At 59.0% G+C, this 19938-nt stretch carries 20 protein-coding genes, 1 tRNA gene and 1 other RNA gene; 6 read left to right on the plus strand and 16 right to left on the minus strand.

Features of this window, described 5'->3' with window-relative positions; genetic code table 11:
• Positions 1-22: 22 nt before the first annotated feature.
• The 5 genes from Q672_RS18360 to ffs form a co-directional block, all read right to left on the minus strand.
• The gene (locus Q672_RS18360) at positions 23-1165 is read right to left on the minus strand and encodes an acyl-CoA dehydrogenase family protein (RefSeq protein WP_022983857.1); all 1143 of its coding nucleotides are present in this window, start codon (positions 1163-1165) and stop codon (positions 23-25) included.
• A gap of 468 nt (positions 1166-1633) precedes the next feature.
• The gene (gene recR / locus Q672_RS18365; protein ID WP_022983858.1) at positions 1634-2236 is read right to left on the minus strand and encodes a recombination mediator RecR; all 603 of its coding nucleotides are present in this window, start codon (positions 2234-2236) and stop codon (positions 1634-1636) included.
• 9 nt (positions 2237-2245) lie between these two features.
• Positions 2246-2563, minus strand: a complete 318-nt coding sequence (locus Q672_RS18370) for a YbaB/EbfC family nucleoid-associated protein (protein ID WP_022983859.1) — start codon at positions 2561-2563, stop codon at positions 2246-2248.
• Positions 2564-2586: 23 nt separating this feature from the next.
• Positions 2587-4479, minus strand: a complete 1893-nt coding sequence (gene dnaX, locus Q672_RS18375) for a DNA polymerase III subunit gamma/tau (protein ID WP_022983860.1) — start codon at positions 4477-4479, stop codon at positions 2587-2589.
• A 160-nt stretch (positions 4480-4639) separates the two neighbouring features.
• Positions 4640-4736: signal recognition particle sRNA small type (gene ffs / locus Q672_RS33900), an RNA gene on the minus strand.
• Between the two features lie 193 nt (positions 4737-4929).
• On the opposite strand from ffs, the gene gap reads away from it, so the two are divergent.
• A complete protein-coding gene (gene gap / locus Q672_RS18380) occupies positions 4930-5949 on the plus strand; it encodes a type I glyceraldehyde-3-phosphate dehydrogenase (RefSeq protein WP_022983861.1) in 1020 nt (339 codons plus the stop codon).
• A 113-nt stretch (positions 5950-6062) separates the two neighbouring features.
• Here gap and Q672_RS18385 read toward each other — a convergent pair whose 3' ends face one another.
• From Q672_RS18385 to Q672_RS18405, 5 genes are all read right to left on the minus strand, one after another.
• A complete protein-coding gene (locus tag Q672_RS18385) occupies positions 6063-6581 on the minus strand; it encodes a hypothetical protein (RefSeq protein ID WP_022983862.1) in 519 nt (172 codons plus the stop codon).
• A 238-nt stretch (positions 6582-6819) separates the two neighbouring features.
• Positions 6820-7269 carry an Hsp20 family protein gene (locus Q672_RS18390; RefSeq protein WP_022983863.1) on the minus strand — a complete coding sequence of 150 codons (450 nt, stop codon included), beginning with the start codon at positions 7267-7269 and terminating at the stop codon, positions 6820-6822.
• A 209-nt stretch (positions 7270-7478) separates the two neighbouring features.
• Positions 7479-9527, minus strand: coding sequence for a hypothetical protein (locus Q672_RS18395; RefSeq protein ID WP_022983864.1), 2049 nt, complete (start codon positions 9525-9527; stop codon positions 7479-7481).
• A complete protein-coding gene (locus tag Q672_RS18400; RefSeq protein WP_022983865.1) occupies positions 9476-10141 on the minus strand; it encodes a 2OG-Fe(II) oxygenase in 666 nt (221 codons plus the stop codon). Before Q672_RS18400 ends, Q672_RS18395 begins: the two co-directional genes overlap by 52 nt.
• 9 nt (positions 10142-10150) lie before the next feature.
• On the minus strand, positions 10151-10624 hold the full coding sequence (locus Q672_RS18405) for a YbjN domain-containing protein (RefSeq protein WP_022983866.1): 474 nt from the start codon (positions 10622-10624) through the stop codon (positions 10151-10153).
• A 149-nt stretch (positions 10625-10773) separates the two neighbouring features.
• Here Q672_RS18405 and Q672_RS18410 point away from each other — a divergent pair, with 149 nt between their 5' ends.
• The 5 genes from Q672_RS18410 to Q672_RS18430 all read left to right on the plus strand — a co-directional run bounded on the left by Q672_RS18410 (position 10774) and on the right by Q672_RS18430 (position 14578).
• Positions 10774-11460, plus strand: a complete 687-nt coding sequence (locus Q672_RS18410) for a hypothetical protein (protein ID WP_022983867.1) — start codon at positions 10774-10776, stop codon at positions 11458-11460.
• A gap of 211 nt (positions 11461-11671) precedes the next feature.
• A complete protein-coding gene (locus Q672_RS18415) occupies positions 11672-12220 on the plus strand; it encodes a PadR family transcriptional regulator (RefSeq protein WP_022983868.1) in 549 nt (182 codons plus the stop codon).
• Complete coding sequence (locus tag Q672_RS33755; protein WP_022983869.1) at positions 12217-13029, plus strand: DUF1853 family protein; 813 nt, start codon at positions 12217-12219, stop codon at positions 13027-13029. Before Q672_RS18415 ends, Q672_RS33755 begins: the two co-directional genes overlap by 4 nt.
• Positions 13026-14060, plus strand: coding sequence for a DUF2804 domain-containing protein (locus Q672_RS18425; protein WP_022983870.1), 1035 nt, complete (start codon positions 13026-13028; stop codon positions 14058-14060). Before Q672_RS33755 ends, Q672_RS18425 begins: the two co-directional genes overlap by 4 nt.
• Positions 14054-14578, plus strand: coding sequence for a DUF4282 domain-containing protein (locus tag Q672_RS18430; protein ID WP_022983871.1), 525 nt, complete (start codon positions 14054-14056; stop codon positions 14576-14578). Before Q672_RS18425 ends, Q672_RS18430 begins: the two co-directional genes overlap by 7 nt.
• 81 nt (positions 14579-14659) lie before the next feature.
• On the opposite strand, the gene Q672_RS18435 is transcribed toward Q672_RS18430, so the two are convergent.
• The 6 genes from Q672_RS18435 to csrA form a co-directional block, all read right to left on the minus strand.
• Positions 14660-16813 (minus strand): acetyl-CoA hydrolase/transferase C-terminal domain-containing protein, encoded by a 2154-nt coding sequence (locus Q672_RS18435; protein ID WP_081703567.1) that lies wholly within the window; start codon positions 16811-16813, stop codon positions 14660-14662.
• A 51-nt stretch (positions 16814-16864) separates the two neighbouring features.
• Positions 16865-17194 carry a DMT family transporter gene (locus Q672_RS18440; protein ID WP_022983873.1) on the minus strand — a complete coding sequence of 110 codons (330 nt, stop codon included), beginning with the start codon at positions 17192-17194 and terminating at the stop codon, positions 16865-16867.
• A 17-nt stretch (positions 17195-17211) separates the two neighbouring features.
• The gene (locus Q672_RS18445) at positions 17212-18237 is read right to left on the minus strand and encodes a CobW family GTP-binding protein (RefSeq protein ID WP_022983874.1); all 1026 of its coding nucleotides are present in this window, start codon (positions 18235-18237) and stop codon (positions 17212-17214) included.
• Entirely contained in the window at positions 18237-19271 is a 1035-nt protein-coding gene (gene pyrC / locus Q672_RS18450; RefSeq protein ID WP_022983875.1) for a dihydroorotase, read from the minus strand. Before pyrC ends, Q672_RS18445 begins: the two co-directional genes overlap by 1 nt.
• A 147-nt stretch (positions 19272-19418) precedes the next feature.
• A tRNA-Ser gene (locus Q672_RS18455) sits at positions 19419-19508 on the minus strand.
• Between the two features lie 107 nt (positions 19509-19615).
• Positions 19616-19804 carry a carbon storage regulator CsrA gene (csrA, locus tag Q672_RS18460; protein WP_022983876.1) on the minus strand — a complete coding sequence of 63 codons (189 nt, stop codon included), beginning with the start codon at positions 19802-19804 and terminating at the stop codon, positions 19616-19618.
• Positions 19805-19938: the final 134 nt, after the last annotated feature.

Consider the following 19938-nt stretch of genomic DNA (forward strand, 5'->3'; position numbering starts at 1 on the left):
GCTATAGCTTGCCGCCTGCCACTCACAACCCCATCTGTTTGGCAATCACCTCATTCATGATTTCGTGCGTGCCCCCGCCAATGGAAAGAATGCGATTGTCCCGGTAGAGGCGCTCAACGATGGTGCCGCGCATATAACCGCTTCCACCGAACAGCTGAACGGCATCGTAGGTCACCCGGTCGGCACAGCGGGTCGCCACATTCTTGGCCATGGACACATCCAGAACACAGTTTTCCCCGGCAGCAATGCGTGCCGCCACCCGATAGGTGAACTCGGTGCTGGCACGAATATCCGTGGCCATTTCCGCCAACTTGTGGCGGGTCACCTGAAAGCCCGCCAGCGGACGACCAAAGGCCTCACGCTCTTTCACGTAGCGCAGGCATTCATCCAATGCCAGCTGGGCGGTACTATTGGCGGTTACTGCCAGAATCAGACGCTCCATCTGGAAGTTGCTCATGATGCAATAGAAACCGCCATTCTCTGGCCCGATCAGGTTCTCTGCCGGGACCCGGCAGTCTTCAAAGAACAGCTCGGCCGTATCGGATGCCCACCAACCCATCTTCTTGAGCTTGCGCCCCACCGTGAAGCCGGGAGTGCCTTTCTCGATCAGCAGCAGGCTGATGCCTCCGTACCCCTTGTCACCGGTACGCACCGCCACAGTGTAGTAATCCGCCCTGACGCCACTGGTAATGAATGTCTTGGCACCGTTCACCACATAGTGGTCGCCCTCGCGGACCGCACGGGTTCGAAGGTTGGCCACGTCCGAGCCGCCATTGGGTTCCGTGATTGCCAGGGCCGAGATCTTTTCACCGCCAAGCACCTCGGGCACCACCTTCTGCTTCATGGCCTCACTGCCCCACTTCCAGACTGGCGGCAGACCGATATCCAGGGAACCGAGGCTGGCACACAGGCCACCGGAAGAGCTGCGTACCAGCTCCTCACAGGCGGCAATCTTCATGAACACGTCCTCACCGGTGCCCCCCAGCTCCTCGGGCGCATTGATGCCCAGAATCCCGGCCTCTGCCGCCTTGCCATAAAGCTCACGCGGAAACTCCCCCGCTTCTTCCCAGTCATCTACATGGGGAAGAATTTCACGCTCCACGAACTTGCGGACGGTGTCGCGCACCATCTGGTGAGTTTCATTGAAATAGTCCAGTGCGCTCATAGGGCCTCCCTCGCAGAAAAGATATAAACCAAGCGCTTGCTCGGCTGAAACCTTAACAGAGAATAACGGACAAGTGCAGCTGCGCGCTTTCAGCTGCGAGGAAAGGCAAAAGACCAAGGCCGGAGCGGTGCCAAGCCAGGCCTTGCCGCAGAAGCGTTCGCCTGCGGCACGATTGTTCGGGTGGGTTGGTCTCTCAAGTGCCTGCACAGAGAGAGTCTGGCAGCCATGCGCAGCTCCCCCTTCTGGCCACACAGCGTGCGATGCGTCTCTCCCGCTGCGGCCTCACCCGTAGGGCGGAAATCGCTCAGGCGATCTCCGCCACCATCATCGCGGTGGAACCACCGCTCCTACGGAGTGCTCGGGTTATTTCTTGGCGCCGAACTCAACGACCTGACAGGCGTTTCCGTTCTTCAAAAGCCGGGAACTATTTTGGGTTTTCCATTCCAATCGAGCAGTAGCTCGTAACTGCTAGCTACCGAAAGGGCGGCGGGCTTTGAGCGCCTGCGCGAGGGTGGCGCCGTCGACGAACTCCAGGTCTCCCCCCATGGGCACGCCCTGGGCGATACGGGTCACCTGCACACCGGCATCCTGGGCGATATCCAGCACATAGTGAGCGGTGGCCTCTCCCTCCACGGTAGTCCCCGTCGCCAAAATCAGTTCGCGGATTTCTCCACCCTGCAGGCGCTGTTCCAGCACATCCAGGCCTAACTCACGAGGGCCAATCCCGTCCAGCGGCGACAGCTCGCCCATCAGTACGAAATACTGCCCCAAATACTCTCCGGACTGCTCGAAGGCCAGTACATCGGCCGGCGTGGCCACAATGCAGATCAGTGAACTATCCCGCTTTGGGCTTTCGCAAATGGGGCACAACTCGGCTTCGGCATAATTGCGACACCGCTGGCAATGCTGCACCCCGTCCATGGCGGCATGCAGGGCATCGCCCAAACGGCGGCCCTGTTCACGGCCGCGATCGAGCAAGGCATACGCCATACGCTGTGCAGAACGCGGCCCCACGCCGGGCAGACAGGTAAAGGCATGTATCAGCTGGTCGACCAGCGGTGCGTGTTTCACTTGGCCGCCTTACAGCTTGAAGCCTGGCGGAAACGGAAAGCCCCCCGCCATGTTCTGCATATTGTCCTGCTGCTGCTTTTCCACCCTGCGTACCGCATCGTTCACCGCGGCTGCCAACAGGTCTTCCAGCAGTTCCTTGTCTTCACTCATCAGGGAATCATCCACGCTCACCGACTTCACGTCGTGGCGCCCATTCATGATCACCTTGACCAGGCCCGCGCCCGCTTCGCCGGTCACTTCGGCGTTGGCGGCCTCGTCCTGCATTTTCTTCATTTTCTCTTGCATGGCCTGGGCCTGTTGCATGAGAGAGTTGATATCGAAATCCATGGTTATCTCCTCCCCGTTGCGGGTTATTCCACCGTTTCTTTCGGGGTGACGCTGTCTTCATCCAGCCGACCGCCAAAACGACCAACCAGCTGTTGCACCACGGGATCCTGGTGCAGGGTTTGGGTGGCCTCGACAAGCAGTTCCTGCCGTCTGGCCTCGGCCATGGCCTCCGGGGTATCCCCGGCTTGCTGCTCATATTCTACCTGTACCTGGATGCGACGCTGAAAGTAGTTACCCAGTGCCGCAGACAGTTCATCCAGCCGTTCCCGGTTCACCAACACCTGGTGCCCGGTGCTGATTCGCAAGGTCCAGTGAGGATCATCCCGACTCACGAGCACAGCATTGCGGGCAATGTGGCGCACCGTGCCATCGAGATCGAGGCGTTGTAGTAACGACGCCCACCAGGGGGCCACCTCGCTTGGCGACGACGGCTCCGGTAACGGCGCCAGAGGCTCCGCCTCGGGTTCTGGCTCGGAACTGGCCGTGGGATCAGGCGCTGTGGGGTTGGGCTCCGGCATCTCTGCGGGTGCAGGTGCGTCATCCTCCCAGGGTGGCGGTTCGTCCTCCCAGGGCGGCGCCTCTTGCTCTGCGGTAGAAACGGCATTCTCTGGTGACGGCTGACTCGCTGAAGCAGAGTCTGCAGGGGGAGCCGGAATCGCTTCTGGCGATGGCGCCACCGCGGGTTCCGGCACGGGCGGTGCAGTCTGAGTCTCTGCCGGTGTCACCACTGTCGCTGAGGGGGGCGCATCCAGCAAGGCACGCAGGTCCGGACGCCCGTCAGCCGTGGCTGACGCTACCGCCGCTTCAGGCTTTTTTGCCGGAGTGCCGCCCCCCTGGGCAGGCAGCACACCTTTGGGGGTGAACAGCACCATGCGCAGCAACAGCATTTCCAGTGCCGCACGGGTATCCGGTGCATCCTGCAAGTCACGCCGGCCACGCAAGGCAACGTCGTAATAGAGTTGTACCTGTTCTGCGGTAAGCGCCGCGGCCAATTGCGATACGGCCTCATCATGGTTGCCCGGCACCGCCTGGCACACGGCGATTTGATGGAGCTGGGTGATCAACTCATCCAGCAATGCCAGCTCACCGGGGCTGTGCTCACACACTGATGCCAGTGCAGCCAGCACCCCTGCAGGCTCCTGCTCGGCCAGCGCGACCAGCAAGGTCAGTACATGATTACGGTCCACCGTACCCAGCATGGCGTTGACCGCCTCACTGCTGAGCTGTTCGCTGCCAAACGCAATGGCCTGGTCCGTCAAGCTCAGGGCATCACGCATGGAGCCTTGAGCCGCCTTGCCCAATGACAACAAGGCCGGTTCGTCGTAGCGAATCATTTCCTTGTCGAGCAGCGCCTTCAAATGGCCTGCGATCTGCTCGGCAGGCAGCGCCTTGAGACTGAACTGCAAACAGCGGGACAGCACGGTAACCGGCAGCTTCTGCGGATCCGTGGTGGCCAGCAGGAATTTCACATGGGGAGGCGGCTCTTCCAGGGTCTTGAGCAGCGCATTGAACGAATGCGCTGACAGCATGTGCACCTCATCGATCAGGTACACCTTGTATCGGCCACGGGTCGGTGCGTATTGCACGTTATCCAGCAGCTCGCGGGTATCTTCTACCTTGGTGCGGCTGGCCGCATCCACTTCAATCAAATCGACAAAGCGGCCGTCAGTAATTTCCTGACAGGTCGGGCACACACCGCAGGGCCGGGCGCTGACGCCCTGCTCACAGTTCAGGCAGCGCGACAGAATACGGGCAATGGTGGTCTTGCCCACCCCGCGGGTCCCCGTGAAAAGATAGGCGTGGTGCAAACGGTCCTGATCCAGTGCATGCATCAGTGCCCGCGAGACATGCTCCTGCCCCACCAGTTCATCGAAGGTACGGGGGCGGTATTTCCGGGCAAGGACCTGATAACTCATAGCACTCCAGCAGCTTTCGCAGCCACCACGACAAAGGAATTGAAATTCAGTCGCTTATGCTAACGAAGTTCCCGAAGCGAGGACAGTGCGAGCAACGGTTTTGGGAAGCGTGTTTGGGGAGTGTATTTGCGAGAAGCGGTGAAGCGGGATTAGGAGGTCTTCCCGCCAGCCACACCCCGGCACACGAGTCCACTGCTACCGTTGCTCCCTTCCGGGCCTGGCGGGGTTTACAGCTTGTCGTTGCGGGGGGACCGACGGGTCGACCATAACGCGCGCGCAGCGTGACAGCCGCACAGCGAGCGCGCATTGTGGCCAAAGCCTTGTGGCTTTGCAAGGGCGTCTCGGCAAAACACCGGATCCTGCCGTCCATCTGAACAAAGCTTGATCAGACTGGCGGCAGAATGGTGCCCGGGTCTACACTGGAAACGGATGGTAGACGGAGCCTGAACGATGAATACAGACAGGACATTTCGTATTGCTATCAATGGCTTTGGACGCATCGGCCGTTGCATTGTCCGCGCCCTGCAGGATCATCCGGCCAGCCCTCGTTTTGAGCTGGTGGCCATCAATGATCTGGCCGACTTTACCGTGCTTGCCCACCTGCTGGCCTTCGACAGCACCCATGGGCGCTGGACTCACTCGGTTCACTATGACGGCAGTCATCTGGAAATTGACGGCCACCGCATCCCCTGTTTCTCTCGTGCGGAACTCTCCACCCTGCCCTGGGCCAGCCTGAAACCGGATCTGGTGATTGAAGCTGCGGGCAAATTCAAGCATCGCGCCGAGCTCCAGCACCACCTGGACGCCGGCGCACCACGGGTGCTGGCCAGTTATCCTGTAGACGATGCCGATGCCATGGTGGTCTACGGGGTCAATCATGAGCAGCTGACGGCAAGCCAGCAGATTGTCTCCAATGCGTCCTGTACCACTAACTGCCTTGCTCCATTGGTCGAGGTACTGGACCGGGCCTTTACCGTACGCCAAGGCCTGATGACCACCGTACACAGCTACACCAATGACCAGAATCTGGTAGACAAGGCCCATGGCGACCTGCTGCGCGCCCGTGCCGCCGCGGTCAACATGATTCCTACCAGCACCGGAGCCGCCCGCGCGGTGGGCAAGGTCTTGCCACATCTGGCCGGCAAGCTGGACGGGCTGGCGGTCAGGGTCCCCACATTGAATGTGTCGCTGGTGGACCTGACGGTGACCCTGGAGAAACCCGCCACGATCGACGCCGTGCACGAAGCCCTGAGCAACGCCGCCCACGGCCCGTTACAGGGTGTGCTGGCGATCAATCACCTGCCGTTGGTGTCCGGGGATTTCAATCACCAGCCCTATTCCTGCATCGTGGACATCAACCACACCCAGCAGATTGGCCAGCAGTTCAAACTGCTAGCTTGGTATGACAACGAATGGGGATTCAGTCAGCGCATGCTGGATGTGGCAGCCACCTGGCTGGAAACGGCATAAAGGCGCCCAGGCTTCTCCCACAGGAGGAGGACAGTGGAGGCCCCCGAACTGCGGGCGTCAACCGCAGAGAGAACCTCCCACAAACCGTTCCTGTGTTTCCAGACGAAACACACTCAATCGAACGGGCTGAAATGCTCCTCACGGCCGGCTTCTTCGGCTTCGTGGCGGTGGTTTTTCATCACCTTTTCCACCCTGCCCGCCTGTTGGTCGTCATCGGCATCCACCATCATCAGGTAGTCTCCCTGCTCCACCCGATCCAGGTAAGGCGTCAGATGGTGATTCTGGGAAGACACCCCACGCAACCCTCCCAACCAGGCACCAAAACAGGTACCAAACAGGGTGGCGCCAATGATGGCCCCGCTTTCCAGTTGCATGCCCCAGGGGTCTGCCCCGGCGATCAGGAATCCGGCCAGCAAACCGACGCCCATCCCGATGAGCGCGCCCATAAACCCGGAATGCATGATGTCGGTTTCTTCCCAGGTGGTCGTGCCATGCACGTGGGCCTGGGCAATGGCCATGGTATCGGTGCCCATGACATGCATGCGATTTTCGCCGATACCGACTTGTTGAAGATCACGGGTAATCCCCTGAACGGACGTCAGGGACTTGGTGAAGTAATAAAGACGTTTCATTGCATGCCTCTCCCTGTGGCTGACAATGTTCGGACCGCACGGCCTTCCTGGCCGTCCCACAAGATGTGGCTGCGATACGTACCCAGACACCCCCAATCCAGCAGTTGTTCAGCGACTCCTTGCAGAAAACCACTGAAATGGCGGATCGGCGCCTGAGCTACCCTTTCGACGCTAACAAAAAGGGGCCTTACCGGCCCCTTTACTGTGTCACAAAATACGCGTCACAGACTGTTAGCGATCAATTACTTTTTGTAGGCGATGGCGCGCCATCCACCTGGATCACCCGGGGCTTTTTTTCCTCGGGAATAATACGGTTGAGAGTGACCGTCAGCAGCCCATCTTCAAGGCCTGCGCCATCCACTTCCACGTGGTCGGCCAGCTTGAAAGTGCGCTCGAAGGCGCGGCGGGCAATGCCACGATGCAGCCAGGTCCGTTCGCTGTCATCCTGGCTGGCCAGGTTACCGCGAATCTTCAGTTCGTTTTCCTTTACCGTGATTTCGATATCACTGCGGGCAAACCCCGCCACCGCCATCACGATGCGGTAACGTCCATCACTCTCGCGGATGATGTCGTAGGGAGGGAAACCGTTGGACTGATCCGCACGCAGCGCGGCATCCAGCAGCTCATCAAAACGGTCGAAGCCCACGGAATGGCGAAACAAAGGGGCAAGAGAAAATCCGGTATTCATACACACTATCCTCATTCCATCGTCAGCAGCAGACCCCGCAGGCATCCACTGATTCACGGTTTAACGTACAGGTTTGTGTGTGACAGACATGCACTCTCAGAGCAGAGCACAATGTCAGACCGGTCTGTTGTCACAATTCAGAAAATGGGGATAGCCAACCGGCTTTCAAGAGGCATCTGTCTAACTTTTGTCGCGCGACGGACAGACGGTCAGTGAGCAGGATTAAGCTGTGTGGAGGCGCGCTGTGTCGGCAGCGAGAAGCCCTGTGGCGCACCAGCAGGCTGAGTACGGGCGATGACGGTGACGGTGCGTTTGCTGCCGTCAAATGCCACCGGCACCCGCACGCATAACAACTCTCCGGCCACCACGTTCCAGCCCGGGCTACTGCCGGTTTGCCAACGCTCACTGTCGCCGGAACATTCCCGGTCCATGAGCAGCCCACTGACCGCCTCACTATTGCTGGTAAAGTGCACCTGCCCACTCACCGAGGCATGGTAGCGGAAGGTCAGCACCGCCTTGCCACCCACGGGCACGGACTGGGAGGCCGCGCCCTGCCACTGCGGCAAGGTCACCAGCCCTATCGCCAACGGGCCGGAATGCCGGTCCGGAGTCGCCGTCAGCGACCACTCGAGCTGTTTCCCCTGTTGTTTTGCGGGCGCTCGATTCAACACCGGCAGCGCCGGCAAGCGCTCTTCGTCCGCCAGGGTCAAGGACAATCGCAAGGACTGACCGCGACTCTCCGCCTCCGACAAACGCAGGCTGAACTGTCCCTGTCTGTCCGTAGAAACGGTCTGCGGGCGGACACCGACCCCAGTCAATCGCAGCTGCCGGGCAACGACCGGTTGTTCGCCATCGTCAAACCGGGCATTGAAGGCCTGGGCAGGATCCGCCGCGCCGTTATCCAGAAACAGTCTACCGGAAATCCAGTGTCCCGCCGGACGACAACGGAAACCGGCCTGAGCGCCTGACAATGGAAAGGCGGGAAAACCTTCCCGGCCATCAGCAGACAAGCTCTGCCCTTCGCCGCCGTTGCCGCCACCCGCGGCTCCAGCCCCCCCGGACACATCCGCTTTCAGCGACAACGACACGTCAGAGGGCATATCCAGCCACAGGGTACCGCCGCTGCCACCACCGCCTCCGGCCTTGCCCGCTGCACTGCCGGGATTTCCCCGCAAGGTCAGAGCGCCAGGGCCGGTCACCGCCGCCGCCCGAATCAATATCAGGCCGCCACCGCTACCGCCATCGCCACCCGTGCCCACCGAACGGGCTGCGGCGCCACCGCCACTGCCCAACCAGGGGCCCGGCGGAGCCTTGTGACCGCCCAGGCCACCCCCTGACTGCGGCTGGCCCGCCTGACCGGGTTGACCGTTACCCCCGCCACCACCACTGGCGAGCAACCGATGGGACATATCCATGGCGTTACCGCCGCCACCTGCGGTGGCTGGCGCGCCTCGCGCCATGCCACCCTCCGGATAGCCTGGCTGTTGCGGATCGATCATGACCGGGGTCCCGGCGATCCCTTCCCCCTTGCTGCCATGGTGACCATAGCCCAACGCCTGATCCTCCGGGTTTGGCGCGCTGTAGCGCCAATCGTCCGGATTCCCCAACGCACCCTGCAACGACACCGCCGGCGCCCCTCGCAAACCTGCCCCGTCCACATTCAGGGCATGGCCTGCCAGGGCCAGGCCGCGACGCACATCCAGTGCCAGCACACCGCCGGTAAAACCATCCCACGGCAACGCCAGTACATCCTGATCCAGGGTGAGGGCATCAAATTGGGGCACCCGCACAAGCTGCCAGCGGGCACGCCCATGATCCGGACCGGCGGGCTGGTTGTGATAGGCATGCAGCAATCCACCGCCTGCCCCGGCGCCCTTTACCTGCACCCGCCCCCCGTCAACCCTGTCGATACGCAGCCATTCCGCCTTCAGCGTGTGGGAGGCCAGCACGCCATAGCGACGGTCATTACGGGTACTGATGGTCGCCCCTTGCACCTGCATCAACAAGGCAAGATCGCCGGGAAGCAGCGGATAGGAACCACGGGCACGAGTCAACACCAGCTCACGGCTTCCCGCCGCCAGTGAAGCGTCATCACTTCCCGTGAAATAACTGTTGAGAATGGGGTCGGAGATCGCCTGACCGTCTCGACCCGGCTCACCACAGAGCTGGGCATGGACAGGCGCAGCCCCCAGCAGGAAAGCCAGGATCAGCGTGGTGGATCGAGCCAGTCGGCAGTAGTGTTGTTGCAGCGAAACCATCCGGCAATACTGTATCGTTCCCGAGTAGCTGCCAAGACTTCGTGGGGAATTTTCTCGCTCAGAAAGGCCACCAGAGTGCCCCCATGGGGTTCAACCTCTGTGTCTGCCAGCTTGGCATCAGGGCTATTCCAGATACGCAAGCGCCCATCCCACTCACTCTGCCAATCTTCGTTGAGGTAAAGCACAACAGACAACAAACGCCCATTGTTGCCCGCAAACGCGTCCAGGTGGCGCTGGTAGTAATCTCCAGGGCCATAAATGGCGAAATGGGATTCCAGCTCGAACAACCCCATGAACAAGGCCCGGTTCACTTCGAGCCGAAGCTGCTCCATGGCCTCGAACCACTGTGCTTGCGCCTGCGAGCCGCCCTTGAGCCAGCAGGTCCGATCACTGCGTATACGGGTATCTTTCTGGAATTCCTGCCGGCGACCAATGCCTGCAAGCCGAAACTCTCCGAGACCGTCACGTGCCTGCGCTTCGTCACGAAGCTGCCGGACCAGAGAAGGAGGGCAATACCCCGGAGCGACGCAATAGCCGCGCGCCACCAGCTCCTGAATCAGATATTCATGGAGGTCCGCGCCAAAGCCTTCGGGCCAATCCACAGTCTTGTGCACAGGAGGCTCCTAATGCAGGGCATCACCAGGAGCAGCATCACCATCCATTTCGTCCGGCCAGATCAGCCAGTGAAATTGCTGACATTCATCCATCAGTTGCAGGGTGGCATCCACGGTGGCTTGTACGAAGTAGATAAACTGGTCAAACGTAATCCCCCTGCGACCCAACAACAGGTCACAGGCAACCAGCCTGGGCAGGGAATCATCATTGACGTCAAGGAACAGCTTGATGGAGGGAAAGGCCATATTCAGACGGCTCAACTCTGCTTGCACTGCAAACAGCGCCGCCGGCCGAACTTCCAGTTCCGTGGTCAGCAACACGCCATCCTCTTCCACAAACAGCCGCGCATCCACCACACCTTCTCGCCCCTGCAATTCTGACAGGTGCAGGCCGTGGCAGTGCTCACAGATGTAATGCTGAATATTCGCCTGTTGCAACCATTGCTTGATCTGGTCTGCATCCGCGTGGATGACGCCTAACATGTTTTCTCCTCACCCCGGCAAACCCGGCAATGGCCGCGAATCATCAGCCATTGCGCCACAAAAAGAAATAGAAACCCGGCAATTTTGGTCATTGGGTCGGCAAATACCCATGGGTATCATCCTTTCCTCCAGTCATCGGGAGCCGAATAATGACAAATCCTCATGTGGCCTTTCAGTCCAGCGAGACTCTCCACACCAAAACCGACGCTTTTATCCGCGATATGCAGGGTGGCGCCAGCAAGCCGCAACCCAAGGAAATCGAGGAAATCATGGCCATCTTCATTGATGAGGCACTGCAGGCGTTCATGCTGCGCGCCTCGGAAGCCGCCAATCTGTCTTCCGGCATGCTCAAGGTGGTCAACATGACCTGTTCCACCATCAGCAAAGCGACCGCCCTGGTGGTCGGCCGTAGCGCTCGCAAGATGGACCTGAAACAGAACCAGGATTCTGCCAGTTACATGGACCAGGTGCGCCAACCCGGTGAGGACGGGGAAACCTGGTATGTAGCATTCCCGGTTAACGAAGGGCTCGCCATGAAGGGGGCCAACCTGCCCCAGCTGTGCGAGAACGGGGATTTCGAAGAAGCCCGCCGGGAACTGGAAGAATACCTGCTGGAAGTCACCGACGAATCCATACACTGGTACTTCGAAAAGCCCATGGCGCTGCTGAAATTCGGTCCGGTGCTGCGCAAGATCGCCAGCGTGGGGGTAGAAACCACCCGTAAGGCCTCCCGCAGCCTGATCCACAATTTGATCCCCAAACTGACCGAAGAGCAGCTAACCGCCTCCTGTCGATACCAGGCCAGCATGCTGATGGATTTCCCTTCAAAACACTGATGACAGCAACGCGACACCCGTTTCGATTCAAGACCACTTGGCCAACATAGTGCATGCCTTTTAATAACAAATACTTACACTGGCGCGCTCTTGTTGGCTAACTTCACCAAGTTTTTACAAAACTACTTATTCAACGGATTGCGCTGCAATAACACGGCTCTCTACTATCAATCTGGTATCAAAACTAAAAGAGATTGCCGAGGAGTCAGCCGTGTCATTGCGCCATGCCATACTTGTATTACTACAAGATCAGGAAGCCAGCGGTTACGACCTCGCTCGCGAATTTGCCAACAGCATCGGGCTGGTATGGAATGCCACCCACCAACAGATTTACCTGGAACTGGGTAAACTGAATGAGAAGGACATGGTGAAGTTTCGCCATATTCCCCAAGACGGCAAACCGGACAAGAAAATGTACCGGATCACGGAAGAAGGTCGAGACGAGTTAATCCGATGGCTGCGGAAACCCGCTGCCCCGCCCCGTATCCGTGATGCGTTTATGGTCAAGATTGCCGGAGGGGCGCTGAGCGATCCTTCCTCTATCCTTCGGGAACTGGAAGATCAGGCCGATCTGCGCCGCGAACGCCTGAATACTTTTGAAGACCTGGCTCGCAAGCTGGATGACCGTGACAGCGACAAGAACATGTACACCTACCTGACCCTGCGTCGCGGTATTCTGGACCAGCAAGCGTGGCTCAACTGGGCAGAGGAAGTCCGGTCCGAACTGCGACGACGTGAAGACCTGACCACCTCGGTATGATCGGCGCCCCGCCTGGCGGGGCGGTGATGACCCAGCTCCAGTGGCTGGTTCAAGCCCCGCCATTGATCCCGGCATCCCCCTGGGAAGATGCTGGTTGCTGGCTGCTGAGGGAGTGGCAACGGGACCCTGCCTTGCCCTCCCGTGCAGCTCACTTCCTGATGGGCCAGCCTCAGCCGAGCAGAATTGGGCTTCAATTCGAAAATCAGGTCGCCGCTTTGGTGGAACACAGCAGCGGACTGGAACTGGTGGCGCGAAACCTGCCCATCCGGGATGAACAGCGCACCCTCGGTGAACTGGACTTGTTGGTACGTGATCTGGATACCGGCAAACTATGGCACTGGGAACTGGCCCTGAAATTCTATCTGGGAACACCAGACCAATGGTACGGGCCTAACCGTAGAGATACCCTCGCCCGCAAAATTGCTCATCTGCATGGGGAGCAACTGCCTCGCAGCCAAAGCAGCCAAGCCAGTCGCACGCTCAGCGAGACAGGCTGGAAGGTCGACGGACAAGCATTATTGACCCGCGGCAGGCTCTTCTACCGCAGTGGCCATCCCGAGCAGCCGCTACGACACCCCCGCCACGAACGAGGTTGGTGGCTACCTGCCCGCGGACTGCCATCACAACAGTGGCACACCATACCGCGGACTTTCTGGTCTTGTCCGTCCATGTCGGACAAAAGTACCAACACCATTGATACCCGCTCGCTCATTGACTATGTTGAGGAACATTCTCGCCCGGTCATGGTGCTGTCAGCTTTGCGCCCGGAACCGGGCTTTATTGTTCCTGTCACTTGGCCCAACACATGAATTTCCAGCCACAACCCGCCACTCTGGTCGACGATCAGGGCCAGGTCGCCTTGGGCGTTTTTCCGCATACCGTTGCTCATATCAACGGCCGGGAAGCGGACTATCGCACCCCCATGGGCAAACCAGCCTCGCGTTTCGCCCGGCATTTTCATTACAAACAGTTCCAGTATTTCGGCATCATCAGTGACCAGCTTCTGGCCGGTTGCGCCTTTGCCCATACGGCCTATCTGGGAATGGCTTTCTTCTATATTTTCGAACCGAAAACCGGCGAATTGAAGGAATACACCTGGCGCTCGCCTCTGGGGCGCGACCTGAACATGTCCGCCTCACCCCGGGTAGGCGAAAGCCATTTCAAACAAAAAGGGGTCGATATCCGACTTGGCTACCAGGACAACCAGGGTTCACTGACCAAGACCCTGAGTATCAGTCTCGATGGCCTGTCACTGGAAGCCGTGCTCAGTGAGGGTGACCAGTATCAACCGATGTCACTGTGCACCCGCACCGGCGTCAATGGCTGGGTGTATGCCAACAAGGTTGCCGGTCGCACCGTAACCGGCAACCTCACTCGCAACGGCCACCGCCAGGATCTATCTGAACTGGGGGCCTGTGGACACCATGACTTTTCCGCCGGTTACATGCGCAGGGAAACCTTCTGGAACTGGGCCTGCCTGTCCAGCAAGGTCGGCGACACCCGTATTGGCCTGAATCTGTCTTGCGGTGTCAATGAGACGACTTTTTCCGAAAACTGCCTGTGGGTAGATGACGTCATGGTACCTACCGCTGGCGTGATATTTGATTACCACCGCGATGACCTGATGCAACCCTGGCAAATTCGCAGCCTGTGTGGTCAGGTCAATCTGCGCTTTACCCCCAGCGGCAACCACAAAGAGCGCCTCGATCTTGGCCTCTTTGCCAGTAATTTTAATCAGCTGTTTGGCCGTTTCGATGGTGAATTGACACTCAAGGACGGTCGCACTATTCCCATCCAGGCACACTACGGTTTTGTCGAGGAGCAGTACGCAAAATGGTAGATAAAAAAGAGAATGCGGCGCCGGAAGTGGCACCGAAGAAAGTGAATGTAAAGCTGCGCCGCGGTTTTTTCTGGATCGTTCAGTACTGGCGCGAACTGTTTAACTTTCGCTTTGATAAATACATGATCATCCAGGTGTTGCCGGGAGTGTATGGTATCGCCCTGTTCGGTATCGGCCTCGGCCTGTTATACCTTTGTGTGGAAGCCTTTATGGCATCTACCTGGCGTGGTCTTTTCTACTTTTTCGTGGCAGCGCCAATCACCTTCCTGGTACTGGCTTCCGTGCTGCGAGCTCTGCTTGAGTTCTACATGGTGGTGTTCAAGATTTCCGAACACGTGGATGAACTGGTAGGCCTGCGCGATACCGTGGATCGTCTGTCCGGCATTGGCGACACGGTAGATGAAATGGTGTCTGTCACCCGCCGCATTCCTTTCTGGCGAGTGCTCTCAGGCCGCTCCGGCCCTGCAGCGCGCAAACCGGTAAAACCGGAAGAGCGCAAAAAAGACAAACCGGAATAATCGCGCCCTGCACCGCCCCGTCGAGAAGCCATGTTCACAGGACATCCTTGTCCTGTGAACAGGATAACTGACCGTCAGCTGTCAGTGGCTCACTGCCTCAAGTGCGGTGAGCAGTAACCGCTGGTAAACATGTTCACGGACCCCCTCCGGCGTTTTCATGTCCATCCGCTCCAACTCGCGCTCAAATTCAGCCTCACTGCCTTCGTTGAACAGCGCGTCACGCCCCAGCTCCAGGTATTCCTTGTGGCTGACTTTTTCCTTGAGCCATGTCAGCGCCTTGAGCAAGCGCTGCTCTGTATCGGTAAAGTCACTCCCCAACGGGAACAAGGGGAAACTCTGCTCACCGTTGTTTGCAGCAATCTCATGCAGGTGTTCGGGGTTGTTACGGCGATAGGGCTCGGGGATCTGATAGTCCTTGCGCAGTTTGCCCGCGGCCTGGGCCTGCTCCATCAATTCAATCTGGAAGCGACTGTCAGCCACATTGAGCATGGCCATGATCACTTCCTCATCGGTCTTGCCACGCAGGTCCGCCACCCCATATTCGGTCACGACAATATCACGCAGGTGACGGGGAATCGTATTATGGCCATAGGAGAACACCACATTACTCATGGCCTCACCGCCCCGCTCTCGCCAGGCGCGTACCATGATCACAGAACGCGCGCCCTCCAGTTCATGAGCCTGACTGACAAAGTTGTACTGCCCGCCGACCCCGCTGAGCACACGGCCATCATCAATCTGATCCGCCACCGCGGCACCCAGCAAGGTCACCGTAAAGGCAGTATTGACAAAGCGTGCATCCTGACGCTGCAGACGTTTGAGGGTCTCATCACCGTACAGATGATTGACATAACTGATGCGGGTCATGTTGATGGCCGCCCGTTCCGCGTCATCCATCCCGCGCAGCCGGTCGTAAAATGCCTTTGGCCCGAGGAAGAAGCCTCCATGCATGACCATGCCCCCCTTGAGCCGGTCGCCAAACACGGCTTTCAGCGCCTCGCGAGTGGCACGATCATCCAGATCATTGGCCACCGCAACCTCATTGGGCAGCAACAGTTGCTCGCCCTTCTTGGTCACGCCCTCACGGAAAATCCCGAAGCGTTTCAGCAACCGTAACTGGGCGCGATCCAGACGCCGACTGATCGCAGACTGCTCACGCAGCGCATCCAGCAGGGCCAAGCCGGGTTCGGCCGGGTTATGCATTTCCAGCTGTTGCAGGGGGGCCCAGTCATACACAGGCCGGCGAATAATCTTGTCGTCTACCAGCTGCAACAGACCGTGGGTCACCATTTCACTGCACCCGTACAGGCCTTCCTGAAAGCGTGCGGTACCCCCCTCCTGATCAATCAGAGCCTGATGCTCCCCGGGAATCTGCCAGGCTTTCAAGGGAGACAGGTAACGTTGGTTATCCTGTTCGCGCAGGCGAAGATGGTGCACCAGGGCATCACCCAAAGCACCGATGCCAATCTGTAACGTGCCACCATCCTTGACCAGCGTGGACGCATGCAGCCCAACAAAATGATCCTGAATATTCACCGGCATGTTCGGGGTGCTGAACAGGCAACGATGGCCATCAGGGTCATCCACCAGCAAGTCCATTTCCGGCAGCCAATCACCCACCATGGCATCGTTTTCCATAAACGGCAGATCACGATGCAACTGGCCCACCGCCACGATCGTCTCTCCGGCCTCCCGGCGCGCCTTGAGCAACGGCAGCAGATCCAGCGTCACCTCAGGGTTGCAGGAAAAGCTGTACTGGTCCTCACCGTCCACCACGCGGTGCGCCAGCATTTGCGCCACCACATTGATCTTGCGGGCATTGAGGTCTCGGGCCACGTGGGTGTAGTTACTGCTGATGTAATGCTGCTGCGCCACATCGCTGCCCAGCATGCTGCCGGGCTGCACAAAGAATTCGAACACCCGGATATTGGCGGGCAACGCCCCCTTCTTCTGGGGTTTCAGGTAGGCAAGGGGCTCGTAATCCGCAAAGATCCGCTCGGCGAAAGGGTCGAGAAACCGTTTTTCCAGATCACTGCCCGCACCAGGCTTGCCCAGTGACAGCGCCGTGAAAATATCCAGCGACAGAGCAGGATCGTGTTCAACACGCTGATAAAGGGCATTCAAAAAACGGTTGGGCTTGCCCAGTCCCAAGGGCATGGCCAGGCGAATCTCCCCGCCGGTCTTCTCAATGACGTAATCGACCGCCTTCTCAACGCTATCCATTCGCTCTGTCACGGCTGCTCCTTATGTTGTCGCGGTGTATTGGGTTGTGGCTGAGGACACAATTCAGTGGGCGCCGGTACGGGACACAAACGTCACCAGCACCACCCCAACGATGATAAACGCCATCCCGATCATCGCTGGCAAATCAGGTTGCTGTTTCAGAAACACCGCCCCGACCAGCGCAATCAACACAATACCAACCCCCGCCCAGACGGCATAGGCGATTCCCATGGGAACGGTGCGCAGCGTTAGCGACAACGCATAGAAAGCAATCCCGTAGCCCAGCAAAGTGATCACCGAAGGCCACAGGCGGGTAAAACCCTGCGACGCATTCAGCGCCGTGGTCGCCACGACTTCGGCAAGAATCGCAATGGAGAGGAAGAGATAACCCATGGAGAGAGCGTCCTGTGTCAACCCAGCTGTTGCAGCAATGCCTGCCAGTGTGCCACCTGTTCATGAACAAAGTCAGGATTATCGTGACGCACAATCACCACCAGCCGGGTGGTGGTATCCCCGTCCGGCCACGCGTTCATCGGTGATAACGCCGGCTCCCCTTGTCCGGTCCACTGCACCAGCAAGGGCCCATCAAGGCCTTCTACCTTGAGCAGCCCTTTGAGACGGACCAGAGATTCACCACACTGGTTCCCAAGTTGTTGCAACGCCGCCTGCCAGTGGGGCCAGGACAAGCGCCCCTCCCAACGCAATGAGGCACTGTGGAGTTGATGTCGAGACACCGACACTGACGACAACTGCGGCTGCAGGCTAACGCCGGTGGACAACGTCAGGGGCCCCGTGATCCGGCAACGGCGCGGGAAAACCTGATCGAGCAAGGACGTCGGTCCGGGTGACAACAGAACGCTTGCGTCAGGGTTCAGAAGGGCAAGCTGCGCTTTCAACTCGGCCAGAGAGTCGGGTGTGCACAGATCGGACTTGCTGATGAGCAGTTGATCCGCCCCTTGCACCTGCTCCAGACACTCAGGATGACGCTCCAGTGCCGCGACACCGGCCTGGGCATCCACCAGCGTGATCACCGACTGGCAGACAAACCGTTTTCGCAGCCACGGATCCTGTTGCAAGGGAGCGACCACGCCAGAAGGTTCTGCCGCACCAGTGGTTTCCAGCACCAGCCTGTTGAACGGCGGGATCTCGCCATTCTTGCGCGCCATGAACAGATTACGCAGGGTGGAGGAAAGCGAGCCCTGCACCACACAACAAACACAGCCACCGGCCAGCAGGGTCACGGGGACGCCCTGAGCCTCAGTCAGATGCTGATCAATGCCGATATCGCCCAGCTCATTGATCACCACCGCAAGGTCTTGCCGTTGCGATAGCCAGTGGTTCAGCTGGGTCGTCTTGCCACTGCCCAGAAAGCCGCTCAGGACAATCACCGGCAGGCGATCATCCTGAATGTCAGGAGAATGCGTTACCTGAGGCATTACGCCAGAGACCAGGGCAGCTCCTGACCGGCATAAAACGGCACCATGGCTTCCCCGGCGGCATCAATTACCTCCGGCACCGACCAGGGCTTGCGCACCAGGGTGACGGTATCGGTGTGACGCGGCAGCCGATAAAAATCCGCCCCGAAATGGCTGGCAAACCCTTCCAGCTTGTCCAGCGCATTGTGCTGTTCGAGGAAAGAGGCATACAGCGGCAACGCCGCGCGAGCGGAATAGCAACCGGCGCAACCACAGGCCGCTTCTTTTTTGTTACGGGCATGGGGAGCGGAATCGGTGCCCAGGAAAAAGCGCTCATGGCCTTCCAGTACCGCTTTCTGGATGGTTTCCTGATGCTGACGGCGCTTGAGAATCGGCAGGCAGTAGTTATGCGGGCGCACGCCACCCACCAGCAAGTCGTTGCGGTTCATCAGCAGGTGCTGCGGCGTCACCGTGGCGGCCGTCAACGCACTGGCCTCACGCACAAAGTTCACGCCCTCAGCAGTCGTGACATGCTCAAAGACAATCCGCAGGCCAGGGAATTGCCGACGAATCTCGTTGAGGTAGCGGTCGATAAACACCTTTTCGCGGTCAAAGATATCGATCTCTGCATCCGTCACTTCGCCATGAACCAGCAGCGGCACATCGTGCTTTTCCATGGCCTCGTATAGATGCATGATCTTGCCCGGATCAGTGACCCCGCTGTCGGAATTGGTTGTTGCCCCGGCGGGATACAGCTTGAAGGCATGCACAAAATCACTTTGTGCTGCGCGCGCGACTTCCTCCACCGGCGTGCTGTCGGTGAGATACAAGACCATCAACGGCTCAAAGGTTACCCCGGCCGGGACCTGCGCCATGATGCGTTCACGGTACTCGGCCGCCTGGGCCACCGTGTTCACCGGCGGCGTCAGGTTCGGCATGACAATCGCGCGACCGAAGACATTGGCCGTGGCCGGCACCGTTTCCGCCAGCAATTCACCGTCACGAAAATGCAGATGCCAGTCGTCCGGGCGGGCAATGGTCAGGGTATCGGTCATGGGGTCACCTTAAGCCGTAAAAAATTCGGGGACGTAGTGTAGCGCATGTTGGCGCACAGGCGCAGGGATCAGCTGCCGGGCGACCACTGAGGGAAAGGCCATCGCCCCAAACGAAAAACGCCCCGCGATGCGGGGCGTTTTGGAATATGGCGGAGAGGGCGGGATTCGAACCCGCGATACGGTAACCCGTATGGTTCCTTAGCAGGGAACTGGTTTCAGCCACTCACCCACCTCTCCGGAATGCGGAACTGCATGTTGTCAGGGAATTGGTCGCTCTTGGTTGGCGCTGTTTCCCGACACGCCGCGCATCATAACGATTTTACGGAGAAAATACAGCCCAAAAATCAGGCAGACTCACCGTCTGTTGATTTTTCGTGCTGAATCCGTTGATAGATTTCTTCTCGATGCACCGCAACTTCTTTCGGCGCGTTAACACCGATGCGGACCTGGTTGCCTTTGACGCCCAGAACAGTCACGGTGACTTCGTCACCGACCATCAGGGTCTCTCCGACTCGACGCGTAAGAATAAGCATAATGATCCCTCCTGGGGTCCTTGATTTCCGTGAGCGCAATCCGTACCCGAAGTTACCGGGCTGCCGTCCATGACGACTCCTTGGTGCGAGGACCATTTGCCCACCGCAGGCACGGGGGCGTAAGTATGCATGAA

The organism is Alcanivorax sp. P2S70 (genome assembly GCF_000475295.1).
Taxonomy (GTDB): Bacteria; Pseudomonadota; Gammaproteobacteria; order Pseudomonadales; family Alcanivoracaceae; genus Alcanivorax; species Alcanivorax profundi.

Excerpts from the sequence above, each read along its gene's own strand:
- Q672_RS18360 (WP_022983857.1), bottom strand. The coding sequence starts at position 1,165 with ATGAGCGCACTGGACTATTTCAATGAAACTCACCAGATGGTGCGCGAC.
- Q672_RS18370 (WP_022983859.1), bottom strand. The coding sequence starts at position 2,563 with ATGGATTTCGATATCAACTCTCTCATGCAACAGGCCCAGGCCATGCAA.
- dnaX (WP_022983860.1), bottom strand. The coding sequence starts at position 4,479 with ATGAGTTATCAGGTCCTTGCCCGGAAATACCGCCCCCGTACCTTCGAT.
- gap (WP_022983861.1), top strand. The coding sequence starts at position 4,930 with ATGAATACAGACAGGACATTTCGTATTGCTATCAATGGCTTTGGACGC.
- Q672_RS18385 (WP_022983862.1), bottom strand. The coding sequence starts at position 6,581 with ATGAAACGTCTTTATTACTTCACCAAGTCCCTGACGTCCGTTCAGGGG.
- Q672_RS18390 (WP_022983863.1), bottom strand. The coding sequence starts at position 7,269 with ATGAATACCGGATTTTCTCTTGCCCCTTTGTTTCGCCATTCCGTGGGC.
- Q672_RS18395 (WP_022983864.1), bottom strand. The coding sequence starts at position 9,527 with ATGGTTTCGCTGCAACAACACTACTGCCGACTGGCTCGATCCACCACG.
- Q672_RS18405 (WP_022983866.1), bottom strand. The coding sequence starts at position 10,624 with ATGTTAGGCGTCATCCACGCGGATGCAGACCAGATCAAGCAATGGTTG.
- Q672_RS18410 (WP_022983867.1), top strand. The coding sequence starts at position 10,774 with ATGACAAATCCTCATGTGGCCTTTCAGTCCAGCGAGACTCTCCACACC.
- Q672_RS33755 (WP_022983869.1), top strand. The coding sequence starts at position 12,217 with ATGATCGGCGCCCCGCCTGGCGGGGCGGTGATGACCCAGCTCCAGTGG.
- Q672_RS18425 (WP_022983870.1), top strand. The coding sequence starts at position 13,026 with ATGAATTTCCAGCCACAACCCGCCACTCTGGTCGACGATCAGGGCCAG.
- Q672_RS18430 (WP_022983871.1), top strand. The coding sequence starts at position 14,054 with ATGGTAGATAAAAAAGAGAATGCGGCGCCGGAAGTGGCACCGAAGAAA.
- Q672_RS18440 (WP_022983873.1), bottom strand. The coding sequence starts at position 17,194 with ATGGGTTATCTCTTCCTCTCCATTGCGATTCTTGCCGAAGTCGTGGCG.
- Q672_RS18445 (WP_022983874.1), bottom strand. The coding sequence starts at position 18,237 with ATGCCTCAGGTAACGCATTCTCCTGACATTCAGGATGATCGCCTGCCG.
- pyrC (WP_022983875.1), bottom strand. The coding sequence starts at position 19,271 with ATGACCGATACCCTGACCATTGCCCGCCCGGACGACTGGCATCTGCAT.
- csrA (WP_022983876.1), bottom strand. The coding sequence starts at position 19,804 with ATGCTTATTCTTACGCGTCGAGTCGGAGAGACCCTGATGGTCGGTGAC.